Origin of the sequence: Planococcus sp. NCCP-2050 (assembly GCF_023708025.1) — a bacterium.
Classification (GTDB): domain Bacteria; phylum Bacillota; class Bacilli; order Bacillales_A; family Planococcaceae; genus Planococcus.
Window position 1 is genome coordinate 823,726 of record NZ_BRCX01000001.1, and the last position, 16,689, is coordinate 840,414.

At 39.6% G+C, this 16,689-nt stretch carries 16 protein-coding genes; 4 read left to right on the forward strand and 12 right to left on the reverse strand.

All coding sequences use genetic code 11. From position 1 onward, the window contains the following. Window positions 1-15: 15 nt before the first annotated feature. Together NFU07_RS04140 and NFU07_RS04145 are read right to left on the reverse strand one after the other, a co-directional pair. Window positions 16-2,283 carry a phosphodiester glycosidase family protein gene (locus tag NFU07_RS04140; RefSeq protein WP_251475133.1) on the reverse strand — a complete coding sequence of 756 codons (2,268 nt, stop codon included), beginning with the start codon at window positions 2,281-2,283 and terminating at the stop codon, window positions 16-18. Between the two features lie 204 nt (window positions 2,284-2,487). Then, complete coding sequence (locus tag NFU07_RS04145) at window positions 2,488-3,123, reverse strand: S-layer homology domain-containing protein (RefSeq protein ID WP_251475135.1); 636 nt, start codon at window positions 3,121-3,123, stop codon at window positions 2,488-2,490. A gap of 357 nt (window positions 3,124-3,480) precedes the next feature. On the opposite strand from NFU07_RS04145, the gene NFU07_RS04150 reads away from it, so the two are divergent. Beyond that, the gene (locus tag NFU07_RS04150) at window positions 3,481-3,768 is read left to right on the forward strand and encodes a hypothetical protein (protein ID WP_251475137.1); all 288 of its coding nucleotides are present in this window, start codon (window positions 3,481-3,483) and stop codon (window positions 3,766-3,768) included. A gap of 172 nt (window positions 3,769-3,940) precedes the next feature. Continuing rightward, window positions 3,941-5,272, forward strand: a complete 1,332-nt coding sequence (brnQ, locus tag NFU07_RS04155; RefSeq protein ID WP_251475139.1) for a branched-chain amino acid transport system II carrier protein — start codon at window positions 3,941-3,943, stop codon at window positions 5,270-5,272. A 19-nt stretch (window positions 5,273-5,291) separates the two neighbouring features. Here the strand turns inward: brnQ and NFU07_RS04160 are convergent, their stop codons facing one another. Both NFU07_RS04160 and NFU07_RS04165 read right to left on the reverse strand, forming a co-directional pair. Further along, entirely contained in the window at window positions 5,292-6,095 is an 804-nt protein-coding gene (locus NFU07_RS04160) for a YflT domain-containing protein (protein WP_251475142.1), read from the reverse strand. Window positions 6,096-6,195: 100 nt separating this feature from the next. Then, the gene (locus NFU07_RS04165) at window positions 6,196-6,798 is read right to left on the reverse strand and encodes a YflT domain-containing protein (RefSeq protein ID WP_251475143.1); all 603 of its coding nucleotides are present in this window, start codon (window positions 6,796-6,798) and stop codon (window positions 6,196-6,198) included. 491 nt (window positions 6,799-7,289) lie between these two features. Between NFU07_RS04165 and NFU07_RS04170 the strand changes: the two genes are divergently transcribed. Next, complete coding sequence (locus tag NFU07_RS04170) at window positions 7,290-8,579, forward strand: helix-turn-helix domain-containing protein (protein ID WP_251475146.1); 1,290 nt, start codon at window positions 7,290-7,292, stop codon at window positions 8,577-8,579. An 11-nt stretch (window positions 8,580-8,590) separates the two neighbouring features. Further along, complete coding sequence (locus NFU07_RS04175) at window positions 8,591-9,028, forward strand: hypothetical protein (protein ID WP_251475148.1); 438 nt, start codon at window positions 8,591-8,593, stop codon at window positions 9,026-9,028. Between the two features lie 56 nt (window positions 9,029-9,084). Here the strand turns inward: NFU07_RS04175 and NFU07_RS04180 are convergent, their stop codons facing one another. The 8 genes from NFU07_RS04180 to NFU07_RS04215 form a co-directional block, all read right to left on the reverse strand. Beyond that, a complete protein-coding gene (locus NFU07_RS04180; RefSeq protein ID WP_397443716.1) occupies window positions 9,085-10,383 on the reverse strand; it encodes a glucose-6-phosphate isomerase in 1,299 nt (432 codons plus the stop codon). 84 nt (window positions 10,384-10,467) lie between these two features. Then, window positions 10,468-11,523 carry a calcium/proton exchanger gene (gene cax, locus NFU07_RS04185; protein ID WP_251475152.1) on the reverse strand — a complete coding sequence of 352 codons (1,056 nt, stop codon included), beginning with the start codon at window positions 11,521-11,523 and terminating at the stop codon, window positions 10,468-10,470. 149 nt (window positions 11,524-11,672) lie between these two features. Further along, entirely contained in the window at window positions 11,673-12,407 is a 735-nt protein-coding gene (locus NFU07_RS04190; protein ID WP_251475153.1) for a gamma-glutamyl-gamma-aminobutyrate hydrolase family protein, read from the reverse strand. A gap of 99 nt (window positions 12,408-12,506) precedes the next feature. After that, window positions 12,507-12,818 carry an MGMT family protein gene (locus NFU07_RS04195; protein WP_251475155.1) on the reverse strand — a complete coding sequence of 104 codons (312 nt, stop codon included), beginning with the start codon at window positions 12,816-12,818 and terminating at the stop codon, window positions 12,507-12,509. A 24-nt stretch (window positions 12,819-12,842) separates the two neighbouring features. Then, window positions 12,843-13,322 (reverse strand): hypothetical protein, encoded by a 480-nt coding sequence (locus NFU07_RS04200; RefSeq protein WP_251475157.1) that lies wholly within the window; start codon window positions 13,320-13,322, stop codon window positions 12,843-12,845. 53 nt (window positions 13,323-13,375) lie between these two features. Then, window positions 13,376-14,374, reverse strand: a complete 999-nt coding sequence (locus NFU07_RS04205) for a GNAT family N-acetyltransferase (protein ID WP_251475159.1) — start codon at window positions 14,372-14,374, stop codon at window positions 13,376-13,378. A 539-nt stretch (window positions 14,375-14,913) separates the two neighbouring features. After that, complete coding sequence (locus NFU07_RS04210; protein WP_251475161.1) at window positions 14,914-15,087, reverse strand: hypothetical protein; 174 nt, start codon at window positions 15,085-15,087, stop codon at window positions 14,914-14,916. A gap of 284 nt (window positions 15,088-15,371) precedes the next feature. Then, complete coding sequence (locus tag NFU07_RS04215) at window positions 15,372-16,688, reverse strand: M20 family metallo-hydrolase (protein ID WP_251475162.1); 1,317 nt, start codon at window positions 16,686-16,688, stop codon at window positions 15,372-15,374. Between the last annotated feature and the right edge of the window lies 1 nt (window position 16,689).

A 16,689-nucleotide genomic window follows, 5' to 3' on the forward strand; every position in this document is an offset into this window, starting at 1 on the left:
ATGCTGAGCTTTTTCTTATTGAATTTTAAATTCGGTAATATGGTCTTTCACCATTTTGATATTAGAAGAGTTTGGCACGAAATGCGTGACGACCAATTGATAATTCTGTCCACTCTTGTAGCCGCCAGCAGGCGCTTCTACTACTAATTGGGTCGGTGCAGCACCTTTTTTAACAGTTACTGCTTGGCGTACGCCATATTGATCTTCAACATACACATACTTCCCATGAATAAATTCTGCATTCATCGGCTGTGAAAATGTTACCGTGAAATTTTTATCCGCTTTTTCAATGCGTACAGACGGATCCGGAACGAAACTTTCTTGAACAGTTTTAGCTGGTGTATAAAGGGCTTGGATACTGTCGATCCATACAGAACCTTTTGTCTTTTTCGTTGATTTTGTTTCCGCAACGTAGATTCGGTTTAAACTGAAAGGTGCTGCAGCAGTTGCCGGGATGTTCGCTTCAACATATTTCCAGCCCACCCAATCCAATTTATCTTCTGCAGTAAAATTAATTACAACTTCTTTGCCATTTGCATCGGTCAAAGAACCGCGGAGCCAATGATTCATGCCATCTCCGTATACCCATGCACCGATCCGTTTCGGCTGATTCGGTATTTGGTAAGGGCTATTCCATTTCAGATAAGCTGCTGAAACTCCGTCTTTATAAGACGTAAAATCATATGCTAATTTAACCGAACCGCTTCCCTCTTTTGAAGCAATTGTTTTCTCTGTAGAAATCGATGCCGTACCACGGGCTGCTTCTGCAGATAAGCCACTAGTTGAATCTAATGCACTCAAAGCTACAGGTTTATCTGAAACTTTAGGTATGACGGTGACCGGAATAGTAATTGCGGCATTTTCATATTTAGCAGAAACGCTTCCTGCCCCTTCTTTAACCGCGATAAACTGGTTATTTTCAATCTTGCCAACGCCCCCAGAAACTGAAAGCAACTTCAATTTCGCTTGGTCAATCGGCAAGGTATTATAATATTGATCCAAGACTTTATCCACTTTAAATCCAAGTGTTGAATCTACTGGAATGCTTCCAGCTTGTTTTGGTGAAGCTGTTGCATAAGTGCCAACGCCGTATGGAGCTGTGCTAACTGCTTCTAAAATAGCGGAAACTTTGCGTTCATAGCCTGTAGAAGGCCGGTTAACCAAAGTCGGCAAGATATCGCCGTACTTCCGGGCAACCATTGTAGTAGAGCCGCCGCCATCCAGATTGATGGCATTATAAGCTCCTATCGACTTCAAATAATTCGCAAATTCAGTCAAGGTCATGCCTGAACTTCCTGTCACCCCACTATCCACTGTGACAAAATAAGCATTAGAACCATCGGCATTTGTTGCGACTGCAGTGCGTGCCGTCCGCTGTGTTACTCGCGGGCTATTCAAATCGATTGATAAATCAACAGCACCATTTTGAACAAGCAGCGGCCCTGTTGCTAACATGAATTTAGAGCCTTTCCATTGTTTTTCTACATCTACTGTCAACCCGATTGCATCGCCGACTTTCAAGTCGCGAATTTTGTCGACTTCCTCTTTTTTCACTGCTGAAATAACATATCCTTTTTGAGGAATGGTAGCACTTGTAAATTGACCGTAAGGACGAATGGCTGTAACTTTACCTTGAATTGTTTCACCAAAATCATGCCCAGTATTTACAGAACTGTCAGTTGATACGACTACTTCTAAACCGGTACTATTAGTTCTAGTAGTTTCATACGGCCAACTTGAAGTATACAAAATACTTTCCCCATTATTCCGTTCTCTATTTAGCGAAGTTAGCTGTTCACTTCTCCCATGATGAGAGATACTATACGAAAGATTATACTTCCCGACTTTTGCTTTATTATCGGCAGTGACGCCGAAAGCTGCCGGGGTATGCATGAAATCATTGTAATTTGTTGAAACAGCACCTAAATTAACGATGTTATTGCCTTCTGCTAACAAATATGTAGGCAGACCCGATTCGAATGTAAAAAGCGAAGCATTAATTGCGCCGATCACGTGATTTTGTTCTTTCGTATGTAGGCGGCTTAGACTTGAAGTCGTTGACAGCGCTGTAAACGGATTCGAAATCCCCATATTGATTGTTGTATAAGGCGTATTCATGTTAATTGTCATTCGATTGATGCGTTGCGCTTTTCCAGATACACTTTTGCTTTCATTTACATAATTTACTCCGGGCGACAGCATATCTGCATTTGCAGGCTTTACTTGCACCGATAATAAGAGTCCGGCTGCCAAAGAAACAGTCAATAATTTTTTAAATTTCATCCAATAACTCCCTAAAGTATATTTTCATAAGCAATAATTTAAATTTTCGACAAAAAAAGGAATCCACAAATAAAATTGTGGATTCCTTTTCTCGCTTCAACCAAGCCATTGCACTTTTATAGTAAAAACAGGTTAATTACAATTTCTATTTTACCATACCTATCCTTAATCACAACCACTAAAAGTGCAAATTTCAGAAAAATATCAATCCACAGATATTACTTCTGGTGGGGTCAAATCTTTCGAAAGATTATCTCCCTTAAATATGAAGATGGCAAATTCTCCACGCGTTATATTATCGTTTGTTCCGAACTTAGTCGGGCCTTTTCCGTTCGTTATTTTCGCTTCTACAAGCGCTGCAACCGCACTCACATAACGCGGATTCACATCGGTAAATGGAATTGAATCCGAGCTTGCAGATAATTTATAAGCGGAAGACAAGACGATCGCCATTTCTCCACGCGTCATATTTTGATAGCTGCCGAAAGAAGTTGCTGTCTTTCCGTTAATGACGCCTGCTTTAAATAATGCGTTGACTGCCCAAGCCCGGTTATCCGGTACATCGGTAAAGCCGGCAGATGGAGTCGCTGAAGATTCATTAAAACCGAGAACTTTTGCGATCATGACGGCTGCATCTAAGCGAGTGATTTGATTGTCCGTACCGTATTGAGTTGCACTGATTCCTTTTGTATACTTTTGCTCCACCATGTGCTCGACGGCTTCTTTATAGCGGTCGTTTACATCCGTAAAGCTGCCAGCTGCTTTTGTGTTAAAAATCGGTGAAGAAATAACCAATGCCAAAACAACAATAAGAGACAAAATAAAAGATAATTTTTTCAAAGAAACATTCCTTTCAATTTCCTGAACCCAATATACTATATGTAAATATTTGTTACAAGGTTCTTTTGAAGTATTCTTCTTAGAATATTGCCTATTAAATACAGTTCTGTAAAATGCAAAAGTTCAATAACGTATAGCACTTCAGTAAAATAATACAAAATAACCTATTTTGAACGTAATATGAAATAGATAAGAGAAAAAATGAGTAGCCCTCTAAGAAATATGGCACTGCTAATGAATTGGCATTAATAGTTAATATAGCACCTAACCTTATTAAATTCCTTTCATTTTAAATAATACGTGATATAATATTCTTATAAATCAAAAATAATTCACTATAGGAGTGAAACCTAAACAATGGATAGCAATATCGATTTTTATGCAAGTTTACGTGACTGGTCGCCTTGGGATGAAGCGGATGTTCTGAAAATGGAATTTGAAGATCGTGCCCAACTAGCCAAATCGATTTCTTGTGTAGGATTACTTGTTGACTTATCCCTGGATCAACATGCTGAAGTGCGAAAAGCGGTAGCAGAAAATCCGATCACTCCCCTTTCTACTTTAAAGCGCTTGGCAGAACAAGATTTGTGCATCAGCGTTCAGCAGACTGCACAAAACACTTTAACCACATTAGTAAAAGCATAAAAGCGCAAAGCCATTTCATTTTTAATTGAAATGGCTTTTTATTATGAGGCTTCCAAAGTTTCAGTCAGTCCAATTTATTTGCCTATGTATTTCTTCTAGATTAAGTTTTCAAAACTTATTGAATTCAGCTATAATAGATTTCTATGCAAACAGATAAATTAAGGAGTCTATTATGCAAAAGAAAACGCTTACTCTAAAAGAGTCCATTACGGTCGGCCTTATGCTATTTGCATTGTTTTTAGGAGCCGGCAATATTATTTTCCCACCTTATTTGGGACAATTAGCAGGAGAGAATATTGGAATTGCGATTTTCGGCTTTCTTTTAACCGGAGTCGGCCTTCCTTTATTAGGCATATTAGCTATTGCTAAAGCCGGCGGTGATCTGCAAACAATTGCCGGGCGAGTACATCCCTATTTCGGCTTATTATTCACTTTTGTCGTTTACTTAGCCATCGGGCCATTTTTCGGGATTCCCCGTACCGCTACTGTCGCTTTTGAAATCGGGGTATTTCCTTTTCTCCCCACAACTTTAGAGAAATCATTTTGGCCATTACTCGTATTCAGCGTCATTTTTTTCACAATAACTGTTCTATTTGCTTTAAATCCCACTAAGCTGGTTGACCGAATCGGAAAAATACTAACGCCTATCTTAATCCTGATTATCGGTTCACTCGCTGTTAAAAGCCTCATAACTCCTTTAGGACAAATTGGCGAAGCAGTTGGCAACTATCAAACAGAAGCATTTTTTGAAAGTTTTCTTCAAGGCTATTTAACGATGGACGCGATTGCCGCTCTCGTATTTGGAATCGTTATTATCCAATCCGTTCAAGCAAAAGGTGTAACAGACAAGAAAAGCATTCTCAAAACTACTGTATTTGCAGGGATTATTGCAGCGGCTGGTCTTGCTGCAGTCTACCTTTCTTTAAGTTATATCGGGGTCACAAGTGTTGAGGCAATTGGATTCCACGATAACGGCGGCACCATTATCGCTTTGGCTTCTAGGGTACTATACGGAGAATTCGGCGGAATTATTGTAGCGGCAGCGATCATCTTTGCCTGCCTGACAACTTCCATTGGCTTGGTATCTGCTACTGCACAATTTTTAAATAAAATCTTTCCTAAATTTTCATATGTCATATATGTATTTATTTTCGCCGGTTTCAGCACGATTATTGCGAACATCGGCTTAACTCAGTTAATTTCCGTGTCACTGCCAGTCCTGTTAATGATTTATCCAGTCGCCATTGTATTGGTCCTGTTATCCTTCATTGACGGAAGTTTTGGAAGGCAGCCATTTGTGTATATAATGGCGCTTAGTGTGACAGGGGTTATTAGTATTTTGGATGGTTTAAAAGCAGCGGGCATCCACTTTGCAGTCACCGATGCGGGACTCGGTTTCCTTCCTTTCTATGCACAAGGCATCGGATGGATAACCCCTGCTGTCATCGCAGCTATTCTTGGGATCGCCATTTATCAAATGAAACCAAAAAAGCAACCTCATTAAGACAATGAGGTTGCTTTTTTTAGAATAATCTAGGTGTTGGAGGAGTTCCCGTTTTTTTATCCACGTCTTCATGGAGTTTACGGCCATCTCTCGGATTCTTTTCATTTTCGTAATCATCCCGGCGAGGAGTATCGTTTAAAAGATGTTCTTCTTCCGAATCGCGGCCAAAAGGGGCTGGCCCTAAATTTGGATCCACTCCAGGCGACTGTTCATCTTCCCTGCGATTAACCCCGTCATGCTGATCTAAAAGATCGCTGCCTTCACCTGATGCAATTCCAGGTTCATGTTCCATCAGTTTCTCTTTTGGTTCGCTTTCATCCGCTGTTTCTGAACCCGTCGTAGGATGAATGTTTTCTCCTTTGACACGCGAATCTTTTGCTTCATCCTGGTATCCCGGCACTCCATATTGTTCTTCACGTGAAACTTCAGAAGTATAGATTTCGTCTTTTCCATGGTTTTCTTTTTCATTTAAGGCCATAGTGTCCCGATCTCCTTTCGATAGCGATTTGTCCATATACAGTAAAATCGCTCCGTTTTCTAACTCTTCTTCATAACGGTCAACTTGCCGCTCTTCCAGATCCAAACTTTTTAGCTTTTCTCTGACTGCGTCTCTTCCAGTAAACATCGTTTTAAATGTATTTCCGAGCGTACCGGTTTCGTGTACATCGATACGGCTTGTATCTTCAGCGCTTAAAACAGCTTCATCATCAACCAATACGTGAAAATCTTCTTCACGGTAGCCGAGGGATTTGAGCTCCTCTATTTTGCTGCGCATTTCCTCTTGGCTATACAGCACGATAAACTCTCGATCTGTCGGTTCCATCTAGTTCAGCCTCCTGTCAAACGTCTTATTGTTTTATGTACCCGATAAAAAGGAGTACTGAAACATTCAGACGATAAGTGGATTTTATTTGAATCTTCGTCTATTTGTATTTTTTATCGCTTGAGGAATGTTTTTCAGCGTCTGTCATTGACCCACGCTCTTTTTCAATTTCCGGCTTCTGTTGCGTACTGAAGGAAACATGGTGCGGTTCTTTCATTAAGGTTGGATCTTGCTGGAATGTTTCTCCCCTAGCAAACCGGTCTTCTTGTTCATCAAAATTATTGTCTACTGAATTTACAAATTCATTTGTTGAAGATTCCACAGGATTTCCTTCTCTGTCTTTAAAAGCGCTTTCTCCAATAACCTCTTCAATGCCTTTACGCTCGTCTGCATAAATCAGTATTCCACCGTTAGCTAAGTCAGCTGTATACTTTTTCGTTTCTTCCTCAGAAAGATCTAAAGATTTCACACCACCGAGTACACTGCCTTCACCTGTTATAAAGCCTTTGAACTTATCTTTAAAAGACCCCGCTTTCTGTACATCGATATCACTTCCATTATCAATGTCGTCCAGACGATCTGAATCCTGTGCAAGTAGATGAAGATCTTTTTCTTCATATCCATCTTTTTGAAGATCCTCAAGTTTATGAATTAAATCATTTTCAGAAAACACAACCGCTAACACTTTTTTATCAGTAGCCATCCTCAAAACCTCCATCAATTGTTTTAATGTGTTTGTTATTGCTTTCCCCTTCCCATCATCACCTTAAACTAGAAGGAATATTCTACAGGTATTTCTTCACTACAAAAGAAGTAAAAAGTTTTAATTTTAATTTATGTAATGCGAAATTAATCATTTTAATATTTATTTAATATGTTATTATAAAAGCCGAGAAAAAGATTTTTAGATATATTAACCATTTCATCCAATTAATAATTTTATGCCTAGGTCATTCTTCCTTTTTATTTAATTTACAAAAAATAGGCATTAAAAAGGCAGTATATTTTGAAAATTGATGATATCATGGATTAAAGATATTACATTTTCGTATAATATAAGTTGTGGAGGCGGAAACTATAGTACTTAACAATCTTTCTATGCATTACTTCCCGGAACCAACGTCAAAGCTGGAAAGAAACTCTCCTACATGGATGCTTGAAGTTCTGCCCATTCAAACGGAAAGGAGAGAATCAATGGACACTGGGTTGCGCCTGAAGTATCATCGATTAAAGAAAAAAATCAGCTTAGAGGAAGTTGCTTCCGGTATCCTCTCTCCTAGAGAATTAAAAAAAATAGAATCCGGTTTAAAAGAACCTTCTTTAGCTGACTTAGAAGCATTGTGTAAAAAGCTCGAAATCCCTCTGGCCCCTAAAGACAATCCAGTCGGAAAAGTTTTGGTTAAAAATTTTAAATCTTCATTAGTACATCCTCAGAACAAAGGAAAGATCATGGAGCAGTATTCCGATATTAAAGATCATCCGTTGTTGCATGTAAATGAAGATATTGAATTAGAATATAGTATTCAACAAATTCGGTACTTCATCGTCATAGGTGATCTAGATACCGCAGAATTGAAATTAAAAGAGATGGAACGCTTCAAAGAATTCATGAATCAAGAGCAATTTTACCTCTTCCATAAATACAATGGAAATTATCATTATATTTTAAACGATCATGAAACAGCTTTGAAAACTTACTTGATGGCTGAAAAAATTGCGCCTTCCACTACCTCTCCATCTGAGCTGGGAGATCTATACTATTCCATCGGTATTTCTTCTTCTCAATGTTGGGAAACTGAATTAGCCTTTAAATATACAGACTTAGCTCTAAAAATATATCAGCAAGAATTTGTTCCAAAACGTATTGTAGAGTGTCATTTAAATATAGCAATGACACAACAACGTATTGGTAATTTCAAGATAGCTACAGAACACTTTAAAAACGCATTAACTATTGGCAGAAAACTTGAAATTGATATTTTGAGATTTACTACAGAATTTAATGTGGGTTATTCACATTTTTTATTTCAAAATTTCGAATCTAGTATTCATCATGTAACTACAGCATTAGAATTTGTTCCTGCTGAATATACTGCTGATATCTTATTAAGTTATTGCTTGATTATAAAATGTAATATTGAATTAAAAAATATTGAAGAAGCTGTTCGATGGCAAAATAAAGGGAAAAAGATAGTTGTTGAGAAGCATCTCAATCTTGATTTACCAACTAACCATGCTTTCAAAGAAGCTATTATGGAATTCTTCTGTTTGTCCCATTATTTAAATGGTGAGTATGACCAATTTGAATCCTTAGTAGTTGATACTTTTTTGCCAAGTTTAAGCGTTAATGATAATTTTTATGAAATTGGTTATTATTATGGATTATTGGGTAATCTATACTATAATCAAGAAAGGTACAAAGACTCGTCTTTTGCCTTTAATAATTCCCGTTTGGCTTATAAGAATCTTATTACAATTAAATAGGAGTGAATTCAATGAGGAAATTATCTAAATTAATCTTGGCTTCTACACTAGTTTTCACAAGTCTTGCTGCTACTTCCTTGATTAACCCAAACGAAAATGATGTGGCTATGCAGCATCGCGTTCCTGAACCTTGGTCTGTTCATCAGAACTTTGCTATGCAACACCGCGTCCCTGAACCTTGGTCTGTTCATCAGAACTTTGCTATGCAACACCGTGTTCCTGAACCTTGGTCTATTCGCAAAGATGTAGCTATGCAACACCGTGTTCCTGAACCTTGGTCTATTCGCAAAGATGTGGCTATGCAACACCGTGTTCCTGAACCTTGGTCTATTCGCAAGGACGTGGCTATGCAACACCGTGTTCCTGAACCTTGGTCTATTCGCAAAGATGTGGCTATGCAACACCGTGTTCCCGAGCCTTGGTCCGTTAAAAACAAATTCCAAGCTTAATCTTATAAAAACCAAAAGCAGCTGCCTAATTTAAAGGCAGCTGCTTTTTCTTTTTTTTATTTCTCGTATCCCGGTTTCCCAAGAAGCTGGAACATGTTTTGTTTGTACTGTTCGACTCCGGGTTGGTCGAATGGGTTGACCCCTGAGAGGTAAGCGCTCATGGCACAAGCTTTCATGAAGAAATACAGTAAATATCCTGTATGATAGGCATCCAGTTTTGGAATCTCCAATTGCAAAATCGGCACGCCTCCGTCATGATGGGCCATAGCTGTAGCATTTAGCGCCTGCTGATTCACTTCATGCAAAGTTTTATCCACAAGATAATTCAAGCCGTCTCCATTTTCTTCATCAAATGGAATTTGGCTTTGCTGCTGATCTTCCGTAAAACTGACCATGGTTTCGAATAACATGCGGCGACCGTTTTGCAAGTATTGGCCAAGCGAGTGCAAATCCGTCGAATAAATGACCGATGCCGGGAAAATCCCTTTGCCTTGTTTGCCTTCACTTTCACCAAACAATTGCTTCCACCATTCGTTCATGCCTGCCATAACAGGTTCGAAACTTGCCATTACTTCAGTGGAATAGCCGCGTGCATTTAATACTTGGCGATAAGCTGCATAAGAATAAGCTGCGTTCTCCTCTAAATTGGTGGAGATCAAGTCCGCTTCCGCTTGTTTGGCCCCGTTTAGCAACTCGCGGATATCTACGCCAGCCGCCGCCAAAGGCAGCAGCCCTACCGGGGTTAACACAGAATAGCGTCCGCCGATGTCACCTGGAATCACGAACGAAACGTATCCTGCCTCATCAGCCGTTTTGCGAAGCGCCCCAGCCGATTCATCCGTTGTGACGATAATGCGGCGAGCTGCTTCCTCTTCCCCATACGCTTCATACATCCACGCCTTAAGCTTCCGGAAAGCAATTGCTGGTTCTGTCGTTGTTCCTGACTTCGAAATAACATTTACAGCCACTTTTTTGCCTTCAATATAAGCAAGCAATTCTTCAAGGTATCTGCCGCTAATGTGCTGGCCTGCATAAACAACTTCCAGTCCTTTACGGCCAAACGCTGGACTTAGCAATTCCTGCACTGCTTTAGCGCCTAAATACGATCCGCCAATTCCGATAACAACTAGAACTTCCACATCTTCGCGCAATTTTGATGCCGTTTCTTCAATACGGGAAATTTCTGCTTCATCCATAGTTGATGGCCAGTTCAGCCACCCAAGGTAATCAGCCCCTGCACCCGTACCTTCATGAATTTTTTTATGTGCGTTTTCAATGAAATCTTGTAAAGCCGTCAGTTCATCTTTTTCTACAAACGATTTAATGTATTTGTCATTCAAAGATATAGTTCCTATGGAAACCACCGCCTTCTTTTAATATATTTATTTTACCATGATTCCTTCAGAACAAGGGAGAATATGTCGAAAGTCACAGATAATTTACAGCAAATAAAATCCGATGCCCATGATCAGATACGCGGCCAATAAGGTTAAGCCTTCGAACCAATTTGATTCCCCATCATTCGTTACATTAATCGCCAGGAATACAGCTGTAATCATCGCTACAAGTTCGGGAATCGTGAAAACCAGTGGCATCTGGACTGGCATGAACAAAGAAATCAATACGAGCACCGGAGCTACGAACATGGCTACTTGCAAAGTCGAGCCAATGGCAATTTCAACCGCGACGTCCATTTTATTTTTCAATGCCATTATTAGGGCAGAGGCATGTTCTGCTGCGTTACCGACAATCGCTACAATAATGACCCCGATAAATAGTTCAGACCAGCCGAATTGTTCTCCTACTTCTTCAAACGTATGGACTAAATTCTCTGAAATAAAAGCGACCACTAAAGTGGCAGCGAACAAAATGATAATGGCTTTTGGCTTCGTCCATTCGGGCTCTTCACGTTCTTCTTCAATATCGGCTTCTGAATGGATATAAACCCCTCGGTGAGTAACCAATTTAAAGATCAATCCTGCCAAATACAATAGAATCATAATGATGGAAATACCAACGCTTAATTGAATGGTCTCGCGATCTGTCATAGTCATCGAAAAAATTTCGGGTATTACAAATGCAACGACTACCGCAAATATCAACAAACCGGAATTATGCGAAGCATCCTGGATGCTGAATTTCTGTCTCTTGAATTTAAGGCCACCCAAGAAGAAAGATAAACCACCCACAAGTAGCAAGTTGCCAAGCACGGAACCTGTCAAAGATGCTAAAACTACGCCGACCAATCCCGCCTGAAGCGCAAAAATAGAAATAATCAGTTCTACCGCATTGCCGAACGTAGCATTTAGCAGCCCCCCGATACGCGGCCCACTTACAATTGCTAAACTTTCAGTCGCGCGTCCCATAAAACTGGATAAAGCGATAATACTGATTGAACAAAGGACAAACATGACAATACTTGGCCATTCCAGAAACGAACCAATAATGGCTAGAGGGACACTGACGATGACCAATATGCTAAAAATCCGATTCATTTCCCCACCTCCTTTTTAGCTTTTCCATACCCGAAGAAATCACAATCGACACTTTAAAAAATTGAAGGAAGGGGGTAGAATAATGGGAAAAGGCATGTGCCTCGGAAAGTACCGGTCGCATGCCTCTTTACATTATATATTTGATTCATTTATTGATTTTGCACCTTATCTTTTGCACATTCTTTTACAAAACGTTCAAAGAGTTTCTTTGAAGCTTCGTCGCCTTGCAGCGCAAATTCTTCAGGATGCCATTGGATACCCATAACAAATTGGTGATTTTCGCTTTCTAACGCTTCAACTAGTCCATCAGCCGCGCGTCCAGCAATTTTCAGCTTGTCAGAAACATCTTTAATCCCTTGGTGATGGAAAGAGTTAACGTTAAACGTTTTTTCTTCCATAATTTTAATCAAACGGCTTTCATCCTCTAGCGTCACTGAATGGGTCCGGTGCGTCCGCATAGCCATTTGCTTATGCTGATACAATGTTCCTTCATATTGCGCTTCTAGATCTTGATAGATGGTTCCGCCCAGTGAAACATTCAGCATTTGCATGCCTCGGCACATTCCGATAAAAGGTTTATCCAATTCAAGGAAATTTAAGATCAGTTCTTTTTCATATTGGTCACTGCCTGGGTAAACTGCTCCTAAACGGATATGCGGTTCTTCCCCGTATAGAGTTGGGTTTATATCGCCACCGCCTGTAACAATCAATCCATCCAATCGTTCACAAAGGAGCGGAATATCTTCTTCGTCTACAATCGGAACGATTAAAGGCAAGCCGCCTGCTTGCAGAATGGCACGTCCATAAACAGGATCCAACGAATACATTTGATCTTTTTCTACACGTGCAGTTATCCCAATAACGGGTTTATGTTCATTTTTCATATTTAAAATCCTCTCTTTTAAAAAGCCACAGTATTTTATTTACCCTCATTCTTCAATATAAAACACCGTTAAACTATCGGCAGAAAGGATTTCTAAAATTCAATGCGAAGGATCGTATCGATAACGATTCAAATCAACAATCCCATCCTGCGCCACTTCCACACCTTCTTCTTGAAGGGAATGAAGCTGGGCAAAACGGGATTCTTCATCTTGTACAACTATTTTCCCTTGGGCATTAACAACACGATGCCACGGCAATCCGTGTTTTCTGCTCATGCTGTGGAGCAGTCTCGCAACTTGCCGGGCACCTCTTGGACTTCCAGCATGAGCTGCAATTTGTCCATAGGTCATTACTTTCCCTTCTGGGATACGCGCAATAATTTCGATCGCTTTTACAGTAAACGGCTGCATTTTGTTCAATCCTATCTAGTTAACTTACTGTTCTGCTACTGCCTTTTCTTTTACTTCTTTTAATAGCTCTCCGTTCCGATAACGTTCAACGACTACATAGCTAAATTCGTATAGAGGCAAAATAGCTGTTTCCGCCGCCATTCCTTCTGTTTTAAAATGAAGGAATTTATAATAGCTGATCATTCTTTCGATCAATTCTTCCAATCCTTTGACGGATTCTTCCTTTTCGTATTGAAGCGGCTTTGAAAAATCCGCGGCTTCCGCTTCACCTGCGTAAAGCTCTTGCATTCCTTCTAAATCATTAATTGTTTGATCAAATAGCATTTGTCTAGGTTCTAACCGGTAATATCTTTGCCAGTACGAGAAAACTTCCTTTGCTATCCCTAATTTTTTGGCCCCTTCAGACGCAGTAAGCCCTTCTTCCACACATAAATCATACATGACTTTTCTCAAGGATTTTTTATATTCTCTTTCCACTAACCCCTTATATTGCAAGTATCTCATAAATGATCCTCCCCCGTATTATATAGATGTTCGAATGCCTGGCATTCTTTTTCTCATATATTGCGATAGCGTTTTATCACGTCGGATTCTTCCTCAGAGATCAATTGTTTATAGATTGAGCTATTGTGTATTTTTTTACATATATAAAATACAGAAGCCGGCATATTGCTTATTTCCGCTTTTACGCCGGTACTCACTTCCTCATTTTCGGAATAGTCGCCGCCAAGATGAAAGAATTCATAATAATTGTCTCTTCCCCACTCGGCTATTTTCAATAAAAGCATCTTCGTCGCATCTTCGGATTCCGGCTCCTCCAGATTTCCTTCGAGATGATGGTAAATGGTATTGCCTAAAGTCAGCACATAGGAGGCGGATATTAATTTATTTTCGTGATAAGCACCAAATAAATGAAGGTTTGGACCTAATGAGCTAATTAACGCTTCAAAATAATCATTCGTAAAGAAATAATAGCTGTCTGCATCTTCTTTTCGCCTGACACCCGAATAATAAAGCACCAGAAATTCAAACATATGCCGGACTGTTCCCAACTTTTTTATGACAAAGCCATTCTCCCATTGCTCATTTGACTGAATAGAGGAAGTTTGTGAAACGGGATCCAACTGAAGCGTAAATGTCTCATAAACAGGCAGCAGATTCAAATGTTCCTTAAACAATTCCGCATTCCCTTTTAACGGATGAAAACGGATATATTCGACAATAATATTTTCTTGCCGGCAGTATTCTGAGAATACATGAAGAAAGTTTTGAATCAGTAATGGCATGTTCTTCACTCCCCTAACTAAAGGGCCGCCGTAGCCGAAAGGCGTAGTAATGTCAAAGTAGGATGAAGATTGCCCTTCAATCGCACGTTTGATAAACGGATAAGCGATTTCGCCTTCCTCATCGATATAGTAAAACATCAACGCTTCTCCCGGATCCAGTTTCATCGCACTTAAAAAATATTGGCTTGTGTAATAGATATCGGATGCTTGAAAAAGATGGAGTATCTTTTCCCAGCGCATATGGTCATGTATGGATACAACCTCAAACATTCTACTCACCCCTGTTTTCAACTAAAAAAATTCGTCTTTTCTTCTGTTCACTTTTATCTCTATACGGAGTGTTTCTCGTCAAACTTCTATCCAATCAAACCAACATATGTTTCACCGTGAAAAAGGTTTCAATAAGGAGGTGAGGGTAGAATCCTATTATTCCCACGAACTTCCGATACAAAAGCATAAACTGTATCTCTAAAGTTTAGAAATATGCTCAGTCGGCTGCCCTCTCGAAGCAGAGGATTGGAAAAGGGGAGAGATTCAATTCAACAATAAACAATTATTTCTAAAAATTCAGATAATTATAGTTCATTTATATCATAAAATATTAGTTCTATCCACACTTTTTCAAAAAAAAATGAAATTTTCTTTAGAAAGTTTGAGTATTTAGACTTCAAAAACATCTCAAAAAACATTTATAGGTTCTAAAGTAGGTTTAATGGACTATTATAAATATATATTTTTATGGCAGGAAACAAAAGAACGCTTTTCTCATAAAATAAACTCCCTCTTCAGTTTAGAAGAGGGAGTTTATTTTAATCTTTCCATAGCCCGATAATTCCATTCCGGCGATAAATAATCTGTTTGTTTTCCAATGTTTTTAAAACTCGGGTTAAGGTCTGGTGCGGTGTATTCATTTCCGTCGTAATCTCTTTGATCGTCTTAAATAATACACCTTCTTTTGTAGCGTTTTTCATGAAGTATTTCATAAATCTTTCGCCTGTGTCAGCTATCCGATCAGACTCGCTAGAAAAACAATCTCTCGATTTCTTTAAAAGTTTATGTTCCGTAAAAGCTCGTGAATCAGACACATTATTAAATGCAGATACCATTTTATCGCCTCCCAGAAGTTTACTGTTTTTATTGTTCTTTTACATATATACCCTGTTTTCTATCAAATAGACATCAAAGTTTAAATTTTTATATTATTTAAAATAAAAATCCCGCTTTTCAAAGAAAGCGGGATTTTTAGCGATAAAAAGCTAAGGAATTTTCAGTATGAACTTGTTTTAATTTCACCCATCTTGTTTTCGATAAAGTCTTTTAAAACATGTATTCCGTAAATACAGTCATTCAAGGATGACCATTCTTTCGGATTATGGCTGATGCCGTCTTTGCTTCTGACAAATAGCATCGCAACCGGGATATAGCGGCCTAAAATCATCGCATCATGGCCAGCACCACTTGGAATATATGTCGGTTCAATACCGAACTTCCGAAGCGATTGTGCTAATTGTGCCTGCAATTCTTGGTCAATCGGTACAGGTTTAATCTTTGTATTTTGTTTAATTGTGAGATGGATATTCCGGCTCTTGGCAATCGACTCGGCTTCTTCGATAATCCGATTTAAAAGAGCATCTCTTGTGTCTTCATAGATGTCACGGATGTCTGCATGCAGCACCACTTTTTCAGGAATCACATTGATCCCGTTTGGAAGAACTTCTAATTTGCCTACGGTTGCAACTGCAGTTTCACTGATTGCTCCTGGGAATTCAGGTATCCGTTGAATAAATTCGGCTGCTGCTACCAACGGATCTCTTCGCCCGATCATCGGGGTATTGCCGGCATGTCCTGCTTCCCCAGTAAATTCAACTTCCAGCCATGCAGGTCCCGCAATTCCGCTCACAATGCCAACCGGCTGATCCGCTTTTTCTAATTTTTTCCCTTGCTCTATATGCACTTCCACAAACAATTCCAGTTCCCCTATATCTCGCTTTGCTTCTTTGAACTGTTGAATGCTGCTGCCATAATGAGCTAATACCTGTTCCAGGCTGTCTCCATTGTAATCACGCATCCCTGCTATTTCTTCTTCATTGATAGCTCCAATCATCGCACGGCTTCCGCTTAACCCACTGTTAAAACGCGAGCCTTCTTCATCTGAAAAAACAACGACTTCATAAGGGATTTCAGGAATGTAATTCGATGCTTTCCATGCTTCCACTATTTCTAAAGCAGATAAAACGCCAAGAGGGCCGTCAAAGTTCCCACCATTCGGTACGCTGTCTAAATGTGATCCGGAAGCAATGGCTCTCGCTTTTGAATCTTTCCCTGCGAGTCTGCCTCTTATATTTCCAGCCCCGTCTTCCGTAACATCAAACCCAGCTTCAAACATCCATTTTTTCACTAATGATTTAGCCATTTTTTCTTCATCTGAAAATCCTGGCCGCTTTACTCCTCCGATTTGGGTATAGCCGATATGCGACAGTTCATAAATTCTTCTTGCCACTCTTTTCCCGTCTATGCCGGAATGCGTCAAACGGCTATCAAAGTCTTTCATTAAATCTTCGAATACCGGATTCTCCAAAGCCATA